Source organism: Rhizobium sp. GCM10022189 (assembly GCF_042656325.1).
Lineage (GTDB): Bacteria > Pseudomonadota > Alphaproteobacteria > Rhizobiales > Rhizobiaceae > Rhizobium.
In genome coordinates, this window is record NZ_JBHSOR010000049.1 from 18,808 (window position 1) to 33,856 (window position 15,049).

Genomic DNA, 15,049 nt, shown 5'->3' on the forward strand with positions numbered 1-15,049 from the left:
GACCCATGACCTTTTCCCTCAAGCCGCATTACAGCGCCGTCGTCATCGGCGGCGGTCAGGCCGGGCTTTCGGCCAGCCACTATCTCCAGAAACACGGCATCGACCATGTCGTCTTCGAGAAGAAGACCGTGGCGCATAAATGGAAGAACGAGCGCTGGGACGCCTTCTGCCTGGTGACGCCGAACTGGCAATGCCAGCTGCCGGACCACCCCTATGACGGCGATGATCCGCATGGTTTCATGGTCAAGGACGAGATCATCGCCTATGTCGACCGCTTCGTGAAGAAAGTGAACGCGCCCGTGCTGGAAGGCTCGACGGTCACCTCGCTGGAAAAGGCCGGCGATCTCTTCCGGCTGTCGACCTCGGCGGGGGCGCTGACCGCCGACAGCGTCATCATCGCCACCAGCCTCTACAGCGCGCCGGCGATCCCGCGCGCCGCCGAGCGCCTGCCGGACGATATCCTGCAGATCCACACGGCCGATTACCGCAATCCCGGCCAGCTGCCTGACGGTGCGGTCGTCGTCGTCGGCTCCGGCCAGTCCGGCTGCCAGATCGCCGAGGACCTGCATCTGGCCGGCCGCAAGGTGCATATGGTGACGGGCAACGCGCCGCGCTGCGCCCGCTTCTACCGCGGCCGCGATGTGGTCGACTGGCTCGCCGATGTCGGCCAGTACGACATTACCGTCGAGCATGACGGCATGACCAAGAAGAAACACGATACCAACCACTACCTCACCGGCCGCGACGGCGGACGCGATATCGACCTGCGCAAATTCGCGCTGGAGGGCATGGCGCTCTATGGCCGCATGGAGGGCGTCTCGGGCGGGCGCATGCTGTTCGAGCCGAACCTGAAAGCCAATCTCGACAATGCCGACCGGGTCTATAACGGCATCAACGCGCTGATCGACCGGCATATCGCCGAAAAGGGCATCGATGCGCCGCCGGCCAGCGTCTATACGCCGCTCTGGGAGCCGCAGGGCGAGCCGACCGAGCTTGATCTCAAGGCGGAAGGTGTCACCTCCGTCATCTGGGCGACCGGCTTTTCGCCCGACTGGTCCTATGTCGGCCTGCCGATCTTCGACGGCACCGGCTATCCGGTGCAGCGGCGCGGCGTGACGGGCATCGACGGCGTCTATGTGCTCGGCCTGCCCTGGCTCTGGACCTGGGGTTCCGGCCGTTTCCTTGCCGTCGGCAAGGATGCCGAGCATGTGGTGAACCACCTTGCCGGCCATCTCGAGGCCGCCCGTCCTCTCCTGAAACAGGCGGCCAGCGCTTGAACATGAATGTCGCGATCCTCGATTTTCATCCGCCTGCTCCGTCCGCGCGCGAACTGATGGAACAGGCGCTTGCGCCGCACATGCTCATCGGCATGCCGCACCTGACGCCCGCGGGCCTTTCGGAGACCTGGGCGATGAAGGAACTCGGGCATCGCCATTGGCTGATGCTCGCGCGCCATCTCGGCATGGAGAATGCCGATTTCCGCACACCCGATGGCGGCGAGGCCTATGCGGCGATCTGCGCGACCTCGCTGGAGCAGGCGAATTTCGGCACAGTTCGCGCCAACGACGTGCTGACGATCCGTTCGGTGCTTTCGCCGGTCTCGCGCACGCAGGTTTCCACCCGTCACCGGCTTTTCGTGCATGGCGGCCTGATCGGCGAGGTCGAGCTGATCTCCACCTTCGTCTGCCGCATGCGGGAGGGCGACAATTATTCGATCGCCCGCGTTCCCCTGCCCGGCATGGCGGCCGCCGACGAGGACAATAGACTGGCAGCGACGGCGGCGGCGTTGCGTGCCGGCACGCTGGAGACGCATTTCGGCCTGCCGGCCAATCCGGTCAAGGCACTACGCGGCTTCCGCTTCGAGCCGGATGTATCGCAGGAATTTAACGGGGCCGGGCTGTTCTACTTCGCCGAATTCCAGGCGCTCACCGATCGCGCCTTTGGGCGATGGTTTCCGGAGCTTTCGCACGTGTCCCGGCGGGAGATCTTCTTTTCCGGTAACATCCGGGTTGGCGAAGCCGTGCGGGTGGAATTGATGGGACTATCCCCCGACCGGCTGCACGCCTTCTGCAGGCTGCGGCGGGAACAAGATGGCAAGGTGATCGGCAAGGCCTTCATGGAGTGGCGGGCTGGCTGATCGACGCCTGCCTCAGCGCATCGCGCAGCACGTCAAACACCCTGTTGTCCAGCGTCTGGGAAACGTTGAAGCGCATGAAGCCGGTGGCCGATTGCGAGAGGCTGAAGGCGTTGCCGGGTGCCAGCACGACATTGCGGGCGAGTGCGGCGCGCGCCACGGCTGCCGCATCCAGGCCATCCGGCAGATGGCACCAGAGGAACATGCCGGCCTGCGGCTCCAGCCAGGGGCGGATGCCCAGGGTCTTCAGCCGCGTCGTGACCTCGAACATCGCCCTGGCGAGACGGCTGCGCAGGCCGTCGGCATGTTTGCGGTAGCTGCCGTCGCTGAGCACGCCGAGCACCAGTTCGGCGGAGAGCCGGGCGCCGCCGAAGGAGGTGGCGATCTTGAGGTCGATCAGGCCTTCGATCCATTCCGGCCGCGCGGCGATGAAGCCGCAGCGGGCGGCGGCCGAGAGGGTCTTGGAAAAGCTGCCGATATGGATGACGCGGTCGAGCCCGTCGAAGGCGGCAAGGCGCGGGGCCGGCGTCAGTTCCAGATCGGCGAAAATATCGTCCTCGATGATGGTGAGGCCGTGCTGTTCGGCAAGCTTCAGGAGCCGGTGGGCCGTGACCGGCGAGAGCGTGGCGCCGGTCGGATTGTGGATGGCGGAGTTGGTGATGTAGAGGCGCGGCCGGTGCTCGGCAAGCGCTGCGGCGAAGAGCTCGATATCGGGTCCTGCGGGCGTATAGGGAACGCTGACGACGCTGGCGCGGTGGGCTCTCAGCAGCGCATGGAAATTGAAATAGCAGGGATCGTCCACCAGCACGGTATCGCCGGGCTCGATGAGGAAACGGCAGAGGAAATCGATCGCCTGCGTGCCGGATTCGGTGAGCATGACCTGATCCGGCGAAGCTTCGATGCCGCGCTCGGCCATGCGGCGCGCGATCAGCTGGCGCAGGGGCTTGAGGCCGAGAGGGGCGCCGTAATCGGAAAGGCTTGCGGCATCGGCGCGCGACAGCGAGCGCAGCGCCCGGCGGATCGCCTCTTGCGGCAGCCATGCCGGCGGCAGCCAGCCGCAGCCGGGCTTGAGGTCGCTTTCGTCCGCCTCCAGCGATTGCCGCGACACCCAGAAGGGATCGACGGCGCGGTCGAGCTTCGGGCCGATATCGGCAAGCGAAAGCGGTGCCGCGTGGCTGGCGACATAAAAGCCGGAGCCGGGGCGCGAGAGGATCGCGCCTTCGGCCACCAGCCGCTCATAGGCATCGACCACGGTGGAGGCCGAAACTTTCAAGCTTGCCGACAGGCCGCGGATCGAGGGCAGCCTGGCGCCGGGGGTCAGGCTGCGGGCGGCGATGCGCTGGCGGATGGTGGCCATGACCATGCCGACGCGGGTGTTTGCCTGTCGCTGCTCGTCCATCCGTACTGGTCCCCTCACCATAACAGTTTGCGCAAACTGTACCGAACTGTGGCTGGCAGCGCCAGTGCGAACAACGGATAAACACGGGACGAACAAGAGGAGTGCCCGCATGGATCGCACCGCGACCGGATGGATCAATGGTTTTATCGGCGTGCTGATCTTCAGCGGCTCGCTGCCGGCCACGCGTGTCGCCGTCATGCAGCTCGACCCGGTTTTCCTGACGGTGGCGCGCGCGGCGATCGCCGGCGTGCTGGCGCTCTGCCTGCTGCTCCTCTTCCGCGAGAAGCGGCCGTCGCGGCAGGATCTCGTCTCGCTCGTCGTCGTGGCGCTCGGCGTCGTCGTCGGCTTTCCGCTGCTGACGGCGCTGGCGCTGCAGCATGTGACCTCGGCGCATTCGATCGTCTTCATCGGCCTGCTGCCGCTGGCAACCGCGATCTTCGGCGTCATGCGCGGCGGCGAGCGGCCGAAACCGGCCTTCTGGCTGTTTTCGCTGCTCGGCAGCGCGCTGGTGGCGGGCTTTGCGCTGGCGCAGGGGCTGACCGCCTCGCCCGTCGGCGATGCGCTGATGCTGGCCGCCGTCATCGTCTGCGGGCTCGGTTATGCCGAGGGCGCGCGACTGTCGCGCCGGCTCGGCGGCTGGCAGGTGATTTCCTGGGCGCTGGTCGTTTCGCTGCCGGTCATGCTGGTTGCCGCCATCGCCTGGCGGCCGCCGTCCTTTGCCGATATCCAGGCGCCGGCCATGCTGGGCCTTGCCTATGTCTCGCTCTTCAGCATGCTGATCGGCTTCGTCTTCTGGTATCGCGGCCTGGCGCAGGGCGGCATCGCCGCCGTCGGCCAGCTGCAGCTCTTGCAGCCCTTTTTCGGCCTGGCGCTGGCCGCGACACTGCTGCGCGAAACGGTGAGCCCGTCCATGCTGGCGGTGACGGTCGCCGTCATTCTCTGCGTGGCCGGGGCGCGCAGGTTTGCGAAATAGGCGCGGCCTGGGCACATCGCCATAAAACTTTCCAGATCTGGAAAGCATCTTGCGGGATAGCAGGATCGGAGATATAGTTTCCACAATTGGAAACCATAGGTGCTCCATGACGCTGACCCTTTACCTGCATCCGCTCGCCTCCTTCTGCCACAAGGTGCTGATCGCGCTTTACGAAAACGGTACGGATTTCGACAGCCGGATCGTCGATTTTGCCGATGCGGGTTCGGCGGCGGCCCTCTTCGACAAATGGCCGGTCGGCAAGATCCCGATCCTGCAGGACGAGGCGAACGGGCGCACGATACCGGAAACGAGCATCATCATCGAATATCTGCAGGCCCGCTATCCGGGGCCGGTGCGGCTGCTGCCCGAGGATCCCGAGGCGCTGCTGCAGGTGCGGCTGTGGGACCGGTTCTACGATCTCCATGTCAGCGCGCCGATGCAGAAGATCGTCACCGACAGGATCCGGCCGGCCGGCGCGCATGATCCGCACGGGGTCGGCGAAGCGCACGCGATGCTGGACCAGGCCTCCGGGATGATCGAGGCGCAGATGAAGGGGCGGCCCTGGGCGACGGGCGACACGTTCACCATGGCCGATTGCGCGGCCCTGCCGGGCCTGTTCTTTGCCTCCATCGTGCATCCGTTCGAGGCGGGGCGGCCGGCGCTTTCCGCCTATCTGGAGCGCCTGCTGCAACGGGCTTCCGTCAAACGCGTGCTGGCCGAAGCCCGGCCCTATTTTTCGATGTTTCCCTACCGGGAGGCGATGCCGGCGCGTTATCTCGAGGCATTCTGATGGCAGAACCGGCGTCAGCCGAATTCGACCGCATGTTCCAGGCGCTTGCCGATCCCTATCGGCGCGGCTTCGTGGAGCAGCTTGCCAGGGGGCCGGCCTCCGTCACGGAACTGGCGGAACCGGCCGATGTCGGCCTGCCGGCGGTGCTGAAACACCTGCGCATCCTGGAGGAAAGCGGCATCGTCGTTTCGCAAAAGGTGGGGCGCGTGCGCACCTATCGCATGCAGGAGCAGGCTTTCGGCGCCATCAACCGCTGGATCGAGCAGCGCCAGGCCGAGATGCACGCCGCCTTCGACCGGCTCGCGCTTCTGATGGCAGAAACTCCCGAAGAGAGGGATCACTGATGGGTGTCAGCGTCAATCACCGCACTTTCGTCATCGAGCGCGACCTGCCCGGCAGCGTGGCGCATGCCTTCCGCTTCTGGTCGGACCACCGGCTGAAACGGCGCTGGACCGCCTGCCATGACGACTGGCAGGTGACGGAGGACCAGTTCAGTTTCGAGGCGGGCGGCGGCGAGCGTTTGACATGGCGCATGCCCGACGGAACCGAACAGGCGATGCGCGCCTATTTTCTCGAAATCCATCCGCGAGAGCGCATCGTCTATGCCTATACGATGCTGACGGCGGGCAGGAACATCTCCTCCTCGCTGGTGACGGTGGAATTTACCGGGCGCGGCGCCACGACGCGGATGACCTACACCGAACAGGCCGTGTTCGGCGAGGCGAGCGACGGCGATATCAGGGAAAGCGGCACCGGCATCGGCTTCGACCGGCTTGCCGAGGAAATGAGGGTTACGCCTGCCTGACCCGGTCGCGGTGCGCGGCCTGCTTGGCGCGGTTGCCGCACATGGCCATGCTGCACCAGCGCCGGCGATGGCCACGGGTATGGTCGGCAAAGAGCAGCGTGCAGACAGGCCCTTCGCAGGCCTTCACATTGGAAAAATCCTCGGTGCAGACGAAGCGGCCGATCGCTTCGCCGACCGGTAGCAGCAGGGCTTCCGGCGAGCGCCATTTGCGCATCGGCTGAAAATCGAAGATCTCGCCCGCCTCCGTCCGGCGCGTGACGACGCGGCCGAACCCCTCGTCGCGTTCGAGCAGGCGGTTTAAGGGCTCGAGCTCGGCCAGCGCTTCCGGCTTCAGCGGCTTTCCCTTGTGCGCGCGCACGAAAGCGCGGAACCACTCGCGCAGGTTCCGCGCCTGATCGGCGACCTTGTCGAGCTCTCCCGGCAATGCCTGGGCCTGCAGGCTTTCGAGGGTTTCGCGCGAGACCAGCCCCGCCTGTTCCAGCCAGCGCAACAGGCCCTGCCCGTCCTCGATCCAATCGACCGGGGTGTCGACCGGGGTTGCCACCGAATTCAGGAAATCGAGCGCCAGCGCGTCGCCCAGAAACAGGGCGGGAGAGTGCTTGTCCATCACAGGTCCTATTCCGACTGCCGCCAGACGAGCTTTGGCAGTCCGCTTCAAATCGTGACTCATATGTAACCGATCAAAAGGCTGTTGACAAGTTACACCATCTTGGCGTAACCATTCTACATCGCTTTAAACGGTTACGCATCGAAAGAGGAGAAAACCGATGCCGTCGCAGCCGAAAGATCAGCAGACCATGAATATCGTGCTCGTCCACGGCGCCTGGGCCGATGGATCGGGCTGGGCCAAGATTATCGCACCGCTTGCCGCCGAAGGTTTTTCCGTGACCGCAGCACCGCTGCCGCTGACCTCCTATGGCGACGACGTGAAAGCGCTCGACCAGGCGCTTTCGCGGCTGGCCGGGCCGGTCGTCCTTGCCGGCCACGCCTATGCCGGAGCGGTTATCGGCGGGGTGCGCAACGACAATGTGAAGGCGCTGGTCTATGTCGCAGCCCTTGCCCCCGACGAGGGAGAGACGGTGGCCGACGTCTTCTATCGCGGCGAGCCGGATGCGCGCGCGCCGCAGCTGGCGCCGGACGGCAACGGCCTGATCCACTATCCGCGCCAAGCCTTTGCCACGGCCTATGCGCAGAATGCGGCGGCGGACGAACTGGCGGTGCTTGCCGCCGTGCAGCGGCCGATCTCGCCGGCCTGCATCACGGTGCCGGTCGGTCGGCCGCTCTGGAAGGATCGCCCGTCCTGGTTCCTGGTGGCGCAAGACGACCGGATGATCGCGGCGGCCAACCAGCGCTTCATGGCCGGGCGCATGGGGGCGGCGCAGCGGCCCTTCCCGGTGGACCATACGCCGATGGTGACGGCGCCGCAGCCGGTGCTGCAGGTCCTGCGCGAAGCGGCGGCAGCCGCGGCCGCTGCCTGAATCCAGCTTTCGAGGAGAGAAGCAGATGCGCGAGCACAAGGTTACGACGGAACGCGTCGGCGCATTTTCGGACGGCATGATCGCCGTCGTCATCACGCTCATGGCGCTGGAACTGAAAGCGCCGGAGGAGGCCACGCTCGGCGCCATCCTGGCGCTGTGGCAGACCCTGTTCAGCTATGGCCTGAGCTATCTGTTCATCGCGATCATCTGGGTCAACCACCATCACCTGCTGCGGCTGGTGCGTTATGCCTCGCCGCAGCTCATCTGGATCAATTTCGCGCACCTGTTCCTGGTCTCGCTGCTGCCGTTCACGACGGCCTGGATGGCGCGCACGAACCTTTCGCCGGTTCCGGTGGCCGCCTATGCCGCGGTCTTCGTGCTGGTCAACATCGCCTACCTGCTGTTCGAGCGGGAAATCCTTGCCCATGCCGATGCCGGCGACGTGCCGGAGGAGGCGCGCAGGCTTGCCCGCCGGCGCACCTGGCTGGGGCTCACGACCTTTGCCGTCGCGGGGCTCGCCGCCCCTCTGCTGCCGCTTCTCGGTTTCGCGCTGATCTGCTCGGCCCTCCTGCTCTACCTGCGGCCCGAAGCGTTCAGGCGGCGCGAACGGCAGGGCGGCGGCCGCTGAGGCCCCGTCCCGGCCTCTGAAATTGCCAACCATGTCAACAGAAGGAAACATGACGATGACCGATATCCGCTACCGCACCACCGCCGTCGACGGCCTGAAGATCGCCTATCGCGAGGCCGGCACAAAGGGCGCCCCGAAACTGCTGCTGCTGCACGGCTTCCCGACGTCGGGCCATATGTTCCGCGACCTCATCCCGCTGCTGGCCGACCGCTACCACATCATCGCCCCCGACCTGCCGGGCTTCGGCCAGTCGGACGATCCGGTGACGAACAGTTTCGACAGCATTGCGCAGACGATCGACCGCTTCACCGAGATCGTCGGCTTCGACCGCTACGCCGTCTATGTCTTCGACTACGGCGCGCCGACCGGCCTGCGGCTGGCGGTGAAACATCCCGAGCGCATCACGGCGATCATTTCGCAGAACGGCAATGCCTATGAGGAGGGCCTGAGCGAGGGCTGGAACCCGATCCAGGCCTATTGGCAGAATGCGACGGAAGAAAACCGCAACGCGCTGAAGGCGTTCCTGCGGCCGGAGACGACGGCCTGGCAATATACGCACGGCGTTGCCGATCCGGACCGGGTCTCGCCCGACGGCTATTCGCTCGACAATTTCTACCTGTCGCGTCCGGGCGCCGAAGCGGTGCAGCTCGACCTGATGGGCGACTACAAGAGCAACGTGGCGCTCTACCCGGCCTTCCAGGATTATTTCCGCACCTACAGGCCGCGCTTCCTCGCCGTCTGGGGCAAGAACGATCCCTTCTTCCTGCCGCCGGGGGCGCAGGCCTTTGCCCGCGATATTCCCGATGCCGTCATCAAGTTCTTCGACACCGGCCATTTCGCGCTCGAAACCCATGCCGGCGAGATTGCGGCAGCGATCCGCGATTTCCTCGGCTGAAACGGAAGCAAACAGGAGAGATACCATGTCCGACAGGATCGCTGTCGTTACCGGTGCCAGCCAGGGCATCGGCCAGGCAACCGCCATCCGCCTTGCGAGGGATTTTTCCGGGCTCGTGCTCGTTGCCCGCAACAAGGCCAATCTTGCCGAAACCGCGAGGGAAGCCGAGGCCGCAGGCGCCAGGACGCTCGTCGTCGATGCCGATCTTGCCGAGCCGGCGGCAGCACAAGCCGTCGTGGACAGGGCGCTTGCCGCTTTCGGGCGCATCGACGCGCTGCTCAACATTGCCGGCGCCGTGCCGCAGATCGACCTGTTCGAGATGACGGACCGGCAATGGGAGGACGGCATGGCGCTGAAGCTGCACGGCGCGCGGCGGCTGACCGTCGCCGCATGGCCGGCGCTCAAACAGGCAAAGGGCTCCGTCGTGCTGATGTCGGGCAATTCGGCCGTCTTTCCGAAGGCGGCCTATGCGGCGGTCGGCACGATCAACGCGGCGATATCGGCGCTCGCCAAGGCCTTTTCCGATCGCGGCATCGAGGACGGCGTGCAGGTCAACAGCGTGCTGCCCGGCCCGGTCATGACCGGACGCCGCCGCAGCTATCTGGAGCACTGGGCGCCGCTGCACGGCATGACCGTGGCAGAGGCGACGGCGCGGTTTCCGAAGGAGGCCGGCATTGCCCGCTACGGCGAGCCGGAAGAGATCGCCGAGCTGATGGCCTTCCTCGTCTCGCCGGGCGCGCACTGGATGACGGGCGCGACCTTGCGCATGGATGGCGGCGAAGTGAAATCCGTCTGACGGCCTAACCGGAGGTGACGCAGAAATTGTTGCCTTCCGGATCGTTCAGCACGGTGTAGCCGGACGCCTCCCGCACGAAGGCCGCGCCCAGGGATATCAGGCGCGCGACCTCCCTTTCCCGGTCGCGGCGGCGATGTCCAGATGCACGCGGTTGCGGGCCGGGCGCTCGCCGCGGCGAAGATGGAAGCAGAGGCGCGTTCCCGGCCCTTCGACCAGCACGACCGGGTCGGTTTCCGGCGTCAGCCCGAGTGCCGCAAGGCGGGCGATTTCGTCATCGTCGTAGGGCAGCAGCGCATAACCGTCGAGTGCTTCGGCCCAGAAGCGGGCAACGCGCGCGGGGTGGTCGCAATCGATGACGATTTCCTTCAGCCGGCCCATCGGTTTCTCACGACCTGCGCGCCGTGTTCAGCGCCACGGCCGCCTGCACCAGCGCCTTCAGCGCCGCCTCGTCGATCGCCTCTCCTTCGCGAATATCGATTGCGCGGCGCGTATTGCCTTCGAGGCTGGCGTTGAACAGGCCGGCGGGATCGTCCAGCGAGGCGCCCCTGGCGAAGGTGAGCTTGACGACGGCCTTGTAGGTTTCGCCGGTGCAGATGATGCCGGCATGTTCCCAGACCGGGACGCCGCGCCATTTCCACGTCTCCTCCACCTCCGGGTCGGCCTGCCGGATGACGGCGCGCACGCGGGCGAGCGTTTCGCCGCGCCAGTCGCCGAGTTCCGCGATCCTGGCGTCGATCAGGTCGGAAGGCGGGGCCTGCCTGAGTTCCGTTTCCTTTTTCGTCGTCGCCGCTTTCTTCATCGTCACTCTCCTTACATTTTCTCGCCTGGCAGCAGGCTTGCCTGCTTGACCCAGTCGGCAAGCTGCGCCTCGTCGATCGGGTCGTTCTCGTGGATATGGACGTAACGCGTCTGCGCCGTCCGGGATTCTTCCGGCGGCACCGGCTGCAGGGCAGCGCCGCGGAAGAAGGCCAGCTTGACGTATCTGTCGAAGCAATGGATGGACAGGAACCAGCCGTCGCCCTTCATGCCGTAGAGCGGCGAGTTCCATTTGACGGCCTTCTCCGCTTCGGGGACGGTGCGCATGATCAGCGCGTCGAGGCGGCGGCCGACCTCGCTTTTCCAGCCGGGCATGGCGGCGATATAGGCCTGCACCGGGCCGTCGCCAAAACCCTTGGCGATCTGCGGATTGCCGCCGGACAGAAGCTTCGGTTGCGCCGGTCTTGCGGGCCTGCCGGGTGTCTTGTCGGTCATGAGCGCCTCCCTTTGCGGGATAATAAGGAAGGACGCCTCGATTTCCAGTCGTGCAGAATGGACACAGGCTGCAAAGATCACAGCTTCATGACGCGGAAAACCTGCGACACGGGCGAAAACCCGTGGCATAAGGGCGCCAAAATTCTCCCGAGCTTTCACGTCAGACATGATCCGTATCGAAAATATCAGCAAGCAGAACAGCCACCGCATCCTCTTCATCGAAGCCACCGCCGCCCTCAACCGCGGCGAAAAGATCGGCCTCGTCGGCCCGAACGGCGCCGGCAAGACGACGCTTTTCCGCATGATCAACGGCGAGGAACTGCCGGACGAGGGCCAGGTTTCGGTCGAAAAACATGTGACCATCGGCTATTTCAACCAGGATGTCGGCGAAATGTCCGGCCGCAGCGCCGTTGCCGAGGTGATGGAAGGTGCCGGCCCCGTCAGTATCGTCGCCGCCGAGCTGCGCGAGCTGGAAGCGGCCATGTCCGATCCCGAGCGCATGGACGAGATGGACGCGATCATCGAGCGTTACGGCGAAGTGCAGGCGCGCTACGAGGAGCTGGACGGCTATGCGCTGGAAGGCCGGGCGCGCGAGGTTCTGGCGGGCCTCAGCTTCAGCCAGGAAATGATGGACGGCGATGTCGGCGCGCTTTCGGGCGGCTGGAAGATGCGCGTGGCGCTCGCCCGCATTCTGCTGATGCGCCCGGACGTGATGCTGCTCGACGAACCGAGCAACCATCTGGATCTCGAAAGCCTGATCTGGCTGGAGGAGTTCCTCAAGACCTACGAGGGCGCGCTGCTGATGACCTCGCACGACCGCGAGTTCATGAACCGCATCGTCACCAAGATCATCGAGATCGATGCCGGCTCGCTGAACAGCTATTCCGGCGATTACGGCTTCTACGAGCAGCAGCGGGCGCAGAACGAGAAGCAGCAGCAGGCGCAGTTCGAGCGCCAGCAGGCGATGCTGGCCAAGGAGATCAAGTTCATCGAGCGTTTCAAGGCGCGCGCCAGCCATGCCTCGCAGGTGCAGAGCCGCGTCAAGAAGCTGGAAAAGATCGAGCGCGTGGAGCCGCCGAAGCGCCGCCAGACGGTGGCCTTCGAATTCCAGCCGGCACCGCGTTCGGGCGAAGACGTCGTCAACCTCAAGAACGTGCACAAGAAATACGGCAGCCGCACGATCTATGAGGGGCTGGATTTCATGGTCCGCCGCAAGGAGCGCTGGTGCATCATGGGCGTCAACGGTGCGGGCAAATCGACGCTGCTGAAACTGGTGACGGGCACGGCCGAGCCGGATGCCGGCACGGTGACGATCGGCGCCAGCGTCAAGCTCGGCTATTTCGCCCAGCACGCCATGGACCTGCTCGACGGCGAGCGCACCGTGCTGGAATGGCTGGAGGATTCCTTCCCGCTGGCCGGACAGGCGCCGCTGAGGGCGCTGGCCGGCTGCTTCGGCTTTTCGGGCGACGACGTGGACAAGCGCTGCCGCGTGCTTTCGGGCGGCGAAAAGGCCCGCCTCGTCATGGCCAAGATGCTGTTCGACCCGCCGAACTTCCTCGTGCTCGACGAGCCGACCAACCACCTCGACCTCGACACCAAGGAAATGCTCATCAAGGCGCTCGCCGATTTCGAGGGCACGATGCTCTTCGTCTCGCACGACCGGCATTTCCTGGCGGCCCTCTCCAACCGCGTGCTGGAACTGACACCCGACGGCATCCACCAGTATGGCGGCGGTTATACCGAATATGTCGAGCGCACCGGCTACGAGGCGCCCGGCATCCACGCATAACGGCTGAAGGTATCCACGCCGGTCAGTTCCGCCGAGAGCGCCCAGAGGCGGGCCGCCTCGCCGGGATCGACGGCATAGGCGCGCACGCTGGTTTCCGCGCCGTCTTCGGAGACAGTGGCGATATCGCAATCGGCGCAGTAGAGGCCGCCGAGCCCTGCAAGCTGCGGCGAGGTGGCGGCCCAGACCTGGGTGGCGGCGCCCTGCTCCGGCGTCTTGAACGTCGGGTCGGCGAGATTGCCGTCGGCGTCGATCCAGCCGGCGGCGACCATATCCGCCTTCTCCAGATGCCGCTGCAGCGGCGTCAGGATCTTGCCGGGATGCAGCGAGAAGGCGCGCACGCCGGCATCGCGGCCCAAGCGGTCGAGATGCACGGCGAAAAGTGCGTTTGCGGTCTTTGCCTGCCCGTAGGCCTGCCAGCGGTCGTAGCCGTTGGCGAAGTGGATATCGTCCCAGCGGATCGGCGTGATGCCATGGGCGGCCGAGGAAACGGAGACGACGCGGGCTCCCGGCGCCATTGCCGGCCAGAGGCGGTTGACGAGAGCGAAATGGCCGAGATGGTTGGTGGCGAGCTGCGCCTCCCAGCCCGGCCCGACCGGCGTTTGCGGGCAGGCCATGATGCCGGCGCTGTTGATGACCATATCGGCCTTGCGGCCGGAGGCGACGAAGCGCCCGGCGAACTGCCGCACGCTGTCGAGATCGGCGAGATCGAGCCTGTCGACCTCGATATTGGCGATATCGGAGAGTGCCCTGGCCGCCGCTTCCGGCTGGCGCGCGCCGACGAGCACATGGGCGCCGGCCCGCGACAAGGCTTTCGTCGTTTCCAGCCCGAGGCCGGAATGACCGCCGGTGACGATGGCCAGCCGGCCTGCAAGATCGATGCCTTCAAGCACGTCGTCGGCCGTCGAGCGGGGGCCGAAGCCGGAACCGATCGGGTGTTGCGCCTTTTCCATAAAAGTCTCCTTTCTGCTTCCGGCCGCAGGGTAAGGCGGTGGCGCCCATACGATCCATGCGTTAAAGTCCATGATATGTTTGCGATCGTCCGGATTTTGCCATGAACTCCCCTTCGGTTGACCCGCTCTCCGATGTGCTGGCGCTGCTGAAGCCGAAAAGCTACGTCTCGCTCGGGCTCGATGCCGGCCGCGACTGGGCGATCGATTTTCCGCCGCCGCAGGGCATCAAGTTCAACGCCGTTCTTTCCGGCGGCTGCTGGCTGGAGGTGGACGGGGCCGAGCCTGTCAGGCTCGAAGAGGGCGATTGTTTCCTCCTGACGCAGAGCCGGCCTTTCCGGATGGCGAGCGACCGCGGCCTGCCGGCGATCCCGGCCGACGACATCTATGCCCATGCCAAGGACGGGGTGGCGACCTGCAACGGCGGCGGCGCCTTCTTCCTCGTCGGCAGCCGCTTCGGCTTTTCCGGCGCCGGCGCCGACCTGCTGCTCGGCATATTGCCGCCGGTCGTCCCTGTCAGCGCGCGTACCGACCAGGCCTCGGTGCTGCGTTTTGCCATCGACCAGATGGCGCGGGAATTGCGCGGCCGGCATCCGGGCGGTTTCCTGATGACCGAGCATCTGGCCCATATCATGCTGGCGCAGATCCTCAGGCTCTATCTTGCGGCGCCCGATACGGAAGGCACGGGCTGGCTGTTTGCGCTTGCCGACCGGCAGATCGGCATGGCGATCGGCGCCATGCATGCCGAACCCGCGCGGCGCTGGACGCTGCAGCAGCTGGCCGCCATGACCGGCATGTCGCGCTCCTCCTTTGCCGAGCGCTTCAAGCAGAAGGTGGGCGCCGCGCCGATGGATTACCTGACCCGCTGGCGGATGAGGCTGGCGGGCGAGCGGCTGGCCAACGGCAGCGAGCCGATCGGTAAGATCGCGCTTTCGCTCGGCTATGAATCCGAAAGCGCCTTCAGCACCGCCTTCAAGCGGGTGATGGCGCGCTCGCCGCGGCAATACGGCCGCAGGCCGGGGTAAAAGACCGCAGCCGGCGGGTCTTGCAGGATCGCATGTCGTTTCATACCTATAGAGGGAATGGTATGCGTCCGGCGGCCCCTGCCGGCCCTCGCATCGTTCTGGGCAGCATTCTCGGCCTCCGCGCCGCGCCTTACGAGGA

17 protein-coding genes and 1 pseudogene are annotated in these 15,049 nt (G+C 65.8%); 12 read left to right on the plus strand and 6 right to left on the minus strand.

Going from position 1 to position 15,049, the window contains the following annotated elements; all coding sequences use genetic code 11:
• The first annotated feature begins 5 nt into the window (after window positions 1-5).
• Both ACFPWW_RS21095 and ACFPWW_RS21100 read left to right on the plus strand, forming a co-directional pair.
• A complete protein-coding gene (locus tag ACFPWW_RS21095; RefSeq protein WP_112756488.1) occupies window positions 6-1,277 on the plus strand; it encodes an MSMEG_0569 family flavin-dependent oxidoreductase in 1,272 nt (423 codons plus the stop codon).
• 2 nt (window positions 1,278-1,279) lie between these two features.
• Window positions 1,280-2,137 carry a Pnap_2097 family protein gene (locus ACFPWW_RS21100; RefSeq protein WP_112756491.1) on the plus strand — a complete coding sequence of 286 codons (858 nt, stop codon included), beginning with the start codon at window positions 1,280-1,282 and terminating at the stop codon, window positions 2,135-2,137.
• Here the strand turns inward: ACFPWW_RS21100 and ACFPWW_RS21105 are convergent.
• Window positions 2,115-3,554, minus strand: a complete 1,440-nt coding sequence (locus ACFPWW_RS21105; protein WP_377313132.1) for a PLP-dependent aminotransferase family protein — start codon at window positions 3,552-3,554, stop codon at window positions 2,115-2,117. The two genes, ACFPWW_RS21100 and ACFPWW_RS21105, sit on opposite strands and share 23 nt — an antisense overlap.
• An 88-nt stretch (window positions 3,555-3,642) precedes the next feature.
• On the opposite strand from ACFPWW_RS21105, the gene ACFPWW_RS21110 reads away from it, so the two are divergent.
• The 4 genes from ACFPWW_RS21110 (at window position 3,643) to ACFPWW_RS21125 (ending at window position 6,101) form a co-directional block, all read left to right on the plus strand.
• Window positions 3,643-4,506: a DMT family transporter gene (locus tag ACFPWW_RS21110; protein ID WP_377313133.1), complete on the plus strand. Its 864-nt coding sequence runs from the start codon at window positions 3,643-3,645 to the stop codon at window positions 4,504-4,506.
• A gap of 106 nt (window positions 4,507-4,612) precedes the next feature.
• On the plus strand, window positions 4,613-5,296 hold the full coding sequence (locus tag ACFPWW_RS21115; protein WP_377313134.1) for a glutathione S-transferase family protein: 684 nt from the start codon (window positions 4,613-4,615) through the stop codon (window positions 5,294-5,296).
• Entirely contained in the window at window positions 5,296-5,640 is a 345-nt protein-coding gene (locus ACFPWW_RS21120; RefSeq protein WP_112568716.1) for an ArsR/SmtB family transcription factor, read from the plus strand. The genes ACFPWW_RS21115 and ACFPWW_RS21120 overlap by 1 nt, the downstream gene beginning before the upstream one ends.
• Window positions 5,640-6,101: an SRPBCC domain-containing protein gene (locus ACFPWW_RS21125; RefSeq protein WP_112568714.1), complete on the plus strand. Its 462-nt coding sequence runs from the start codon at window positions 5,640-5,642 to the stop codon at window positions 6,099-6,101. The genes ACFPWW_RS21120 and ACFPWW_RS21125 overlap by 1 nt, the downstream gene beginning before the upstream one ends.
• Here the strand turns inward: ACFPWW_RS21125 and ACFPWW_RS21130 are convergent.
• Window positions 6,088-6,708: a CGNR zinc finger domain-containing protein gene (locus ACFPWW_RS21130; protein ID WP_112757903.1), complete on the minus strand. Its 621-nt coding sequence runs from the start codon at window positions 6,706-6,708 to the stop codon at window positions 6,088-6,090. The two genes, ACFPWW_RS21125 and ACFPWW_RS21130, sit on opposite strands and share 14 nt — an antisense overlap.
• Window positions 6,709-6,868: 160 nt before the next feature.
• Here ACFPWW_RS21130 and ACFPWW_RS21135 point away from each other — a divergent pair, with 160 nt between their 5' ends.
• Genes ACFPWW_RS21135 through ACFPWW_RS21150 form a run of 4 tightly spaced genes read left to right on the plus strand, consistent with a single transcriptional unit; the run spans window position 6,869 to window position 9,898 of the window.
• Window positions 6,869-7,579, plus strand: a complete 711-nt coding sequence (locus tag ACFPWW_RS21135) for an alpha/beta fold hydrolase (protein ID WP_112757904.1) — start codon at window positions 6,869-6,871, stop codon at window positions 7,577-7,579.
• Window positions 7,580-7,604: 25 nt separating this feature from the next.
• On the plus strand, window positions 7,605-8,207 hold the full coding sequence (locus ACFPWW_RS21140) for a TMEM175 family protein (protein WP_377313135.1): 603 nt from the start codon (window positions 7,605-7,607) through the stop codon (window positions 8,205-8,207).
• A 55-nt stretch (window positions 8,208-8,262) separates the two neighbouring features.
• Window positions 8,263-9,102, plus strand: a complete 840-nt coding sequence (locus ACFPWW_RS21145; RefSeq protein WP_377313817.1) for an alpha/beta fold hydrolase — start codon at window positions 8,263-8,265, stop codon at window positions 9,100-9,102.
• Window positions 9,103-9,127: 25 nt separating this feature from the next.
• Window positions 9,128-9,898: an SDR family oxidoreductase gene (locus ACFPWW_RS21150; RefSeq protein ID WP_377313136.1), complete on the plus strand. Its 771-nt coding sequence runs from the start codon at window positions 9,128-9,130 to the stop codon at window positions 9,896-9,898.
• A gap of 4 nt (window positions 9,899-9,902) precedes the next feature.
• On the opposite strand, the pseudogene ACFPWW_RS21155 reads toward ACFPWW_RS21150, so the two are convergent.
• From ACFPWW_RS21155 to ACFPWW_RS21165, 3 genes and pseudogenes are all read right to left on the minus strand, one after another.
• Window positions 9,903-10,276: pseudogene (locus ACFPWW_RS21155) on the minus strand (VOC family protein).
• Window positions 10,277-10,283: 7 nt separating this feature from the next.
• The gene (locus ACFPWW_RS21160) at window positions 10,284-10,697 is read right to left on the minus strand and encodes a DUF1801 domain-containing protein (RefSeq protein WP_377313137.1); all 414 of its coding nucleotides are present in this window, start codon (window positions 10,695-10,697) and stop codon (window positions 10,284-10,286) included.
• An 11-nt stretch (window positions 10,698-10,708) separates the two neighbouring features.
• On the minus strand, window positions 10,709-11,149 hold the full coding sequence (locus tag ACFPWW_RS21165) for a DUF1801 domain-containing protein (protein WP_113500515.1): 441 nt from the start codon (window positions 11,147-11,149) through the stop codon (window positions 10,709-10,711).
• 166 nt (window positions 11,150-11,315) lie between these two features.
• Here ACFPWW_RS21165 and ACFPWW_RS21170 point away from each other — a divergent pair, with 166 nt between their 5' ends.
• Window positions 11,316-12,938 (plus strand): ABC-F family ATP-binding cassette domain-containing protein, encoded by a 1,623-nt coding sequence (locus tag ACFPWW_RS21170; RefSeq protein WP_112705417.1) that lies wholly within the window; start codon window positions 11,316-11,318, stop codon window positions 12,936-12,938.
• Here the strand turns inward: ACFPWW_RS21170 and ACFPWW_RS21175 are convergent.
• Entirely contained in the window at window positions 12,911-13,888 is a 978-nt protein-coding gene (locus ACFPWW_RS21175) for an SDR family NAD(P)-dependent oxidoreductase (RefSeq protein ID WP_377313138.1), read from the minus strand. The two genes, ACFPWW_RS21170 and ACFPWW_RS21175, sit on opposite strands and share 28 nt — an antisense overlap.
• 101 nt (window positions 13,889-13,989) lie before the next feature.
• On the opposite strand from ACFPWW_RS21175, the gene ACFPWW_RS21180 reads away from it, so the two are divergent.
• Window positions 13,990-14,910, plus strand: a complete 921-nt coding sequence (locus tag ACFPWW_RS21180) for an AraC family transcriptional regulator (protein ID WP_377313139.1) — start codon at window positions 13,990-13,992, stop codon at window positions 14,908-14,910.
• Window positions 14,911-15,049 lie beyond the last annotated feature (139 nt).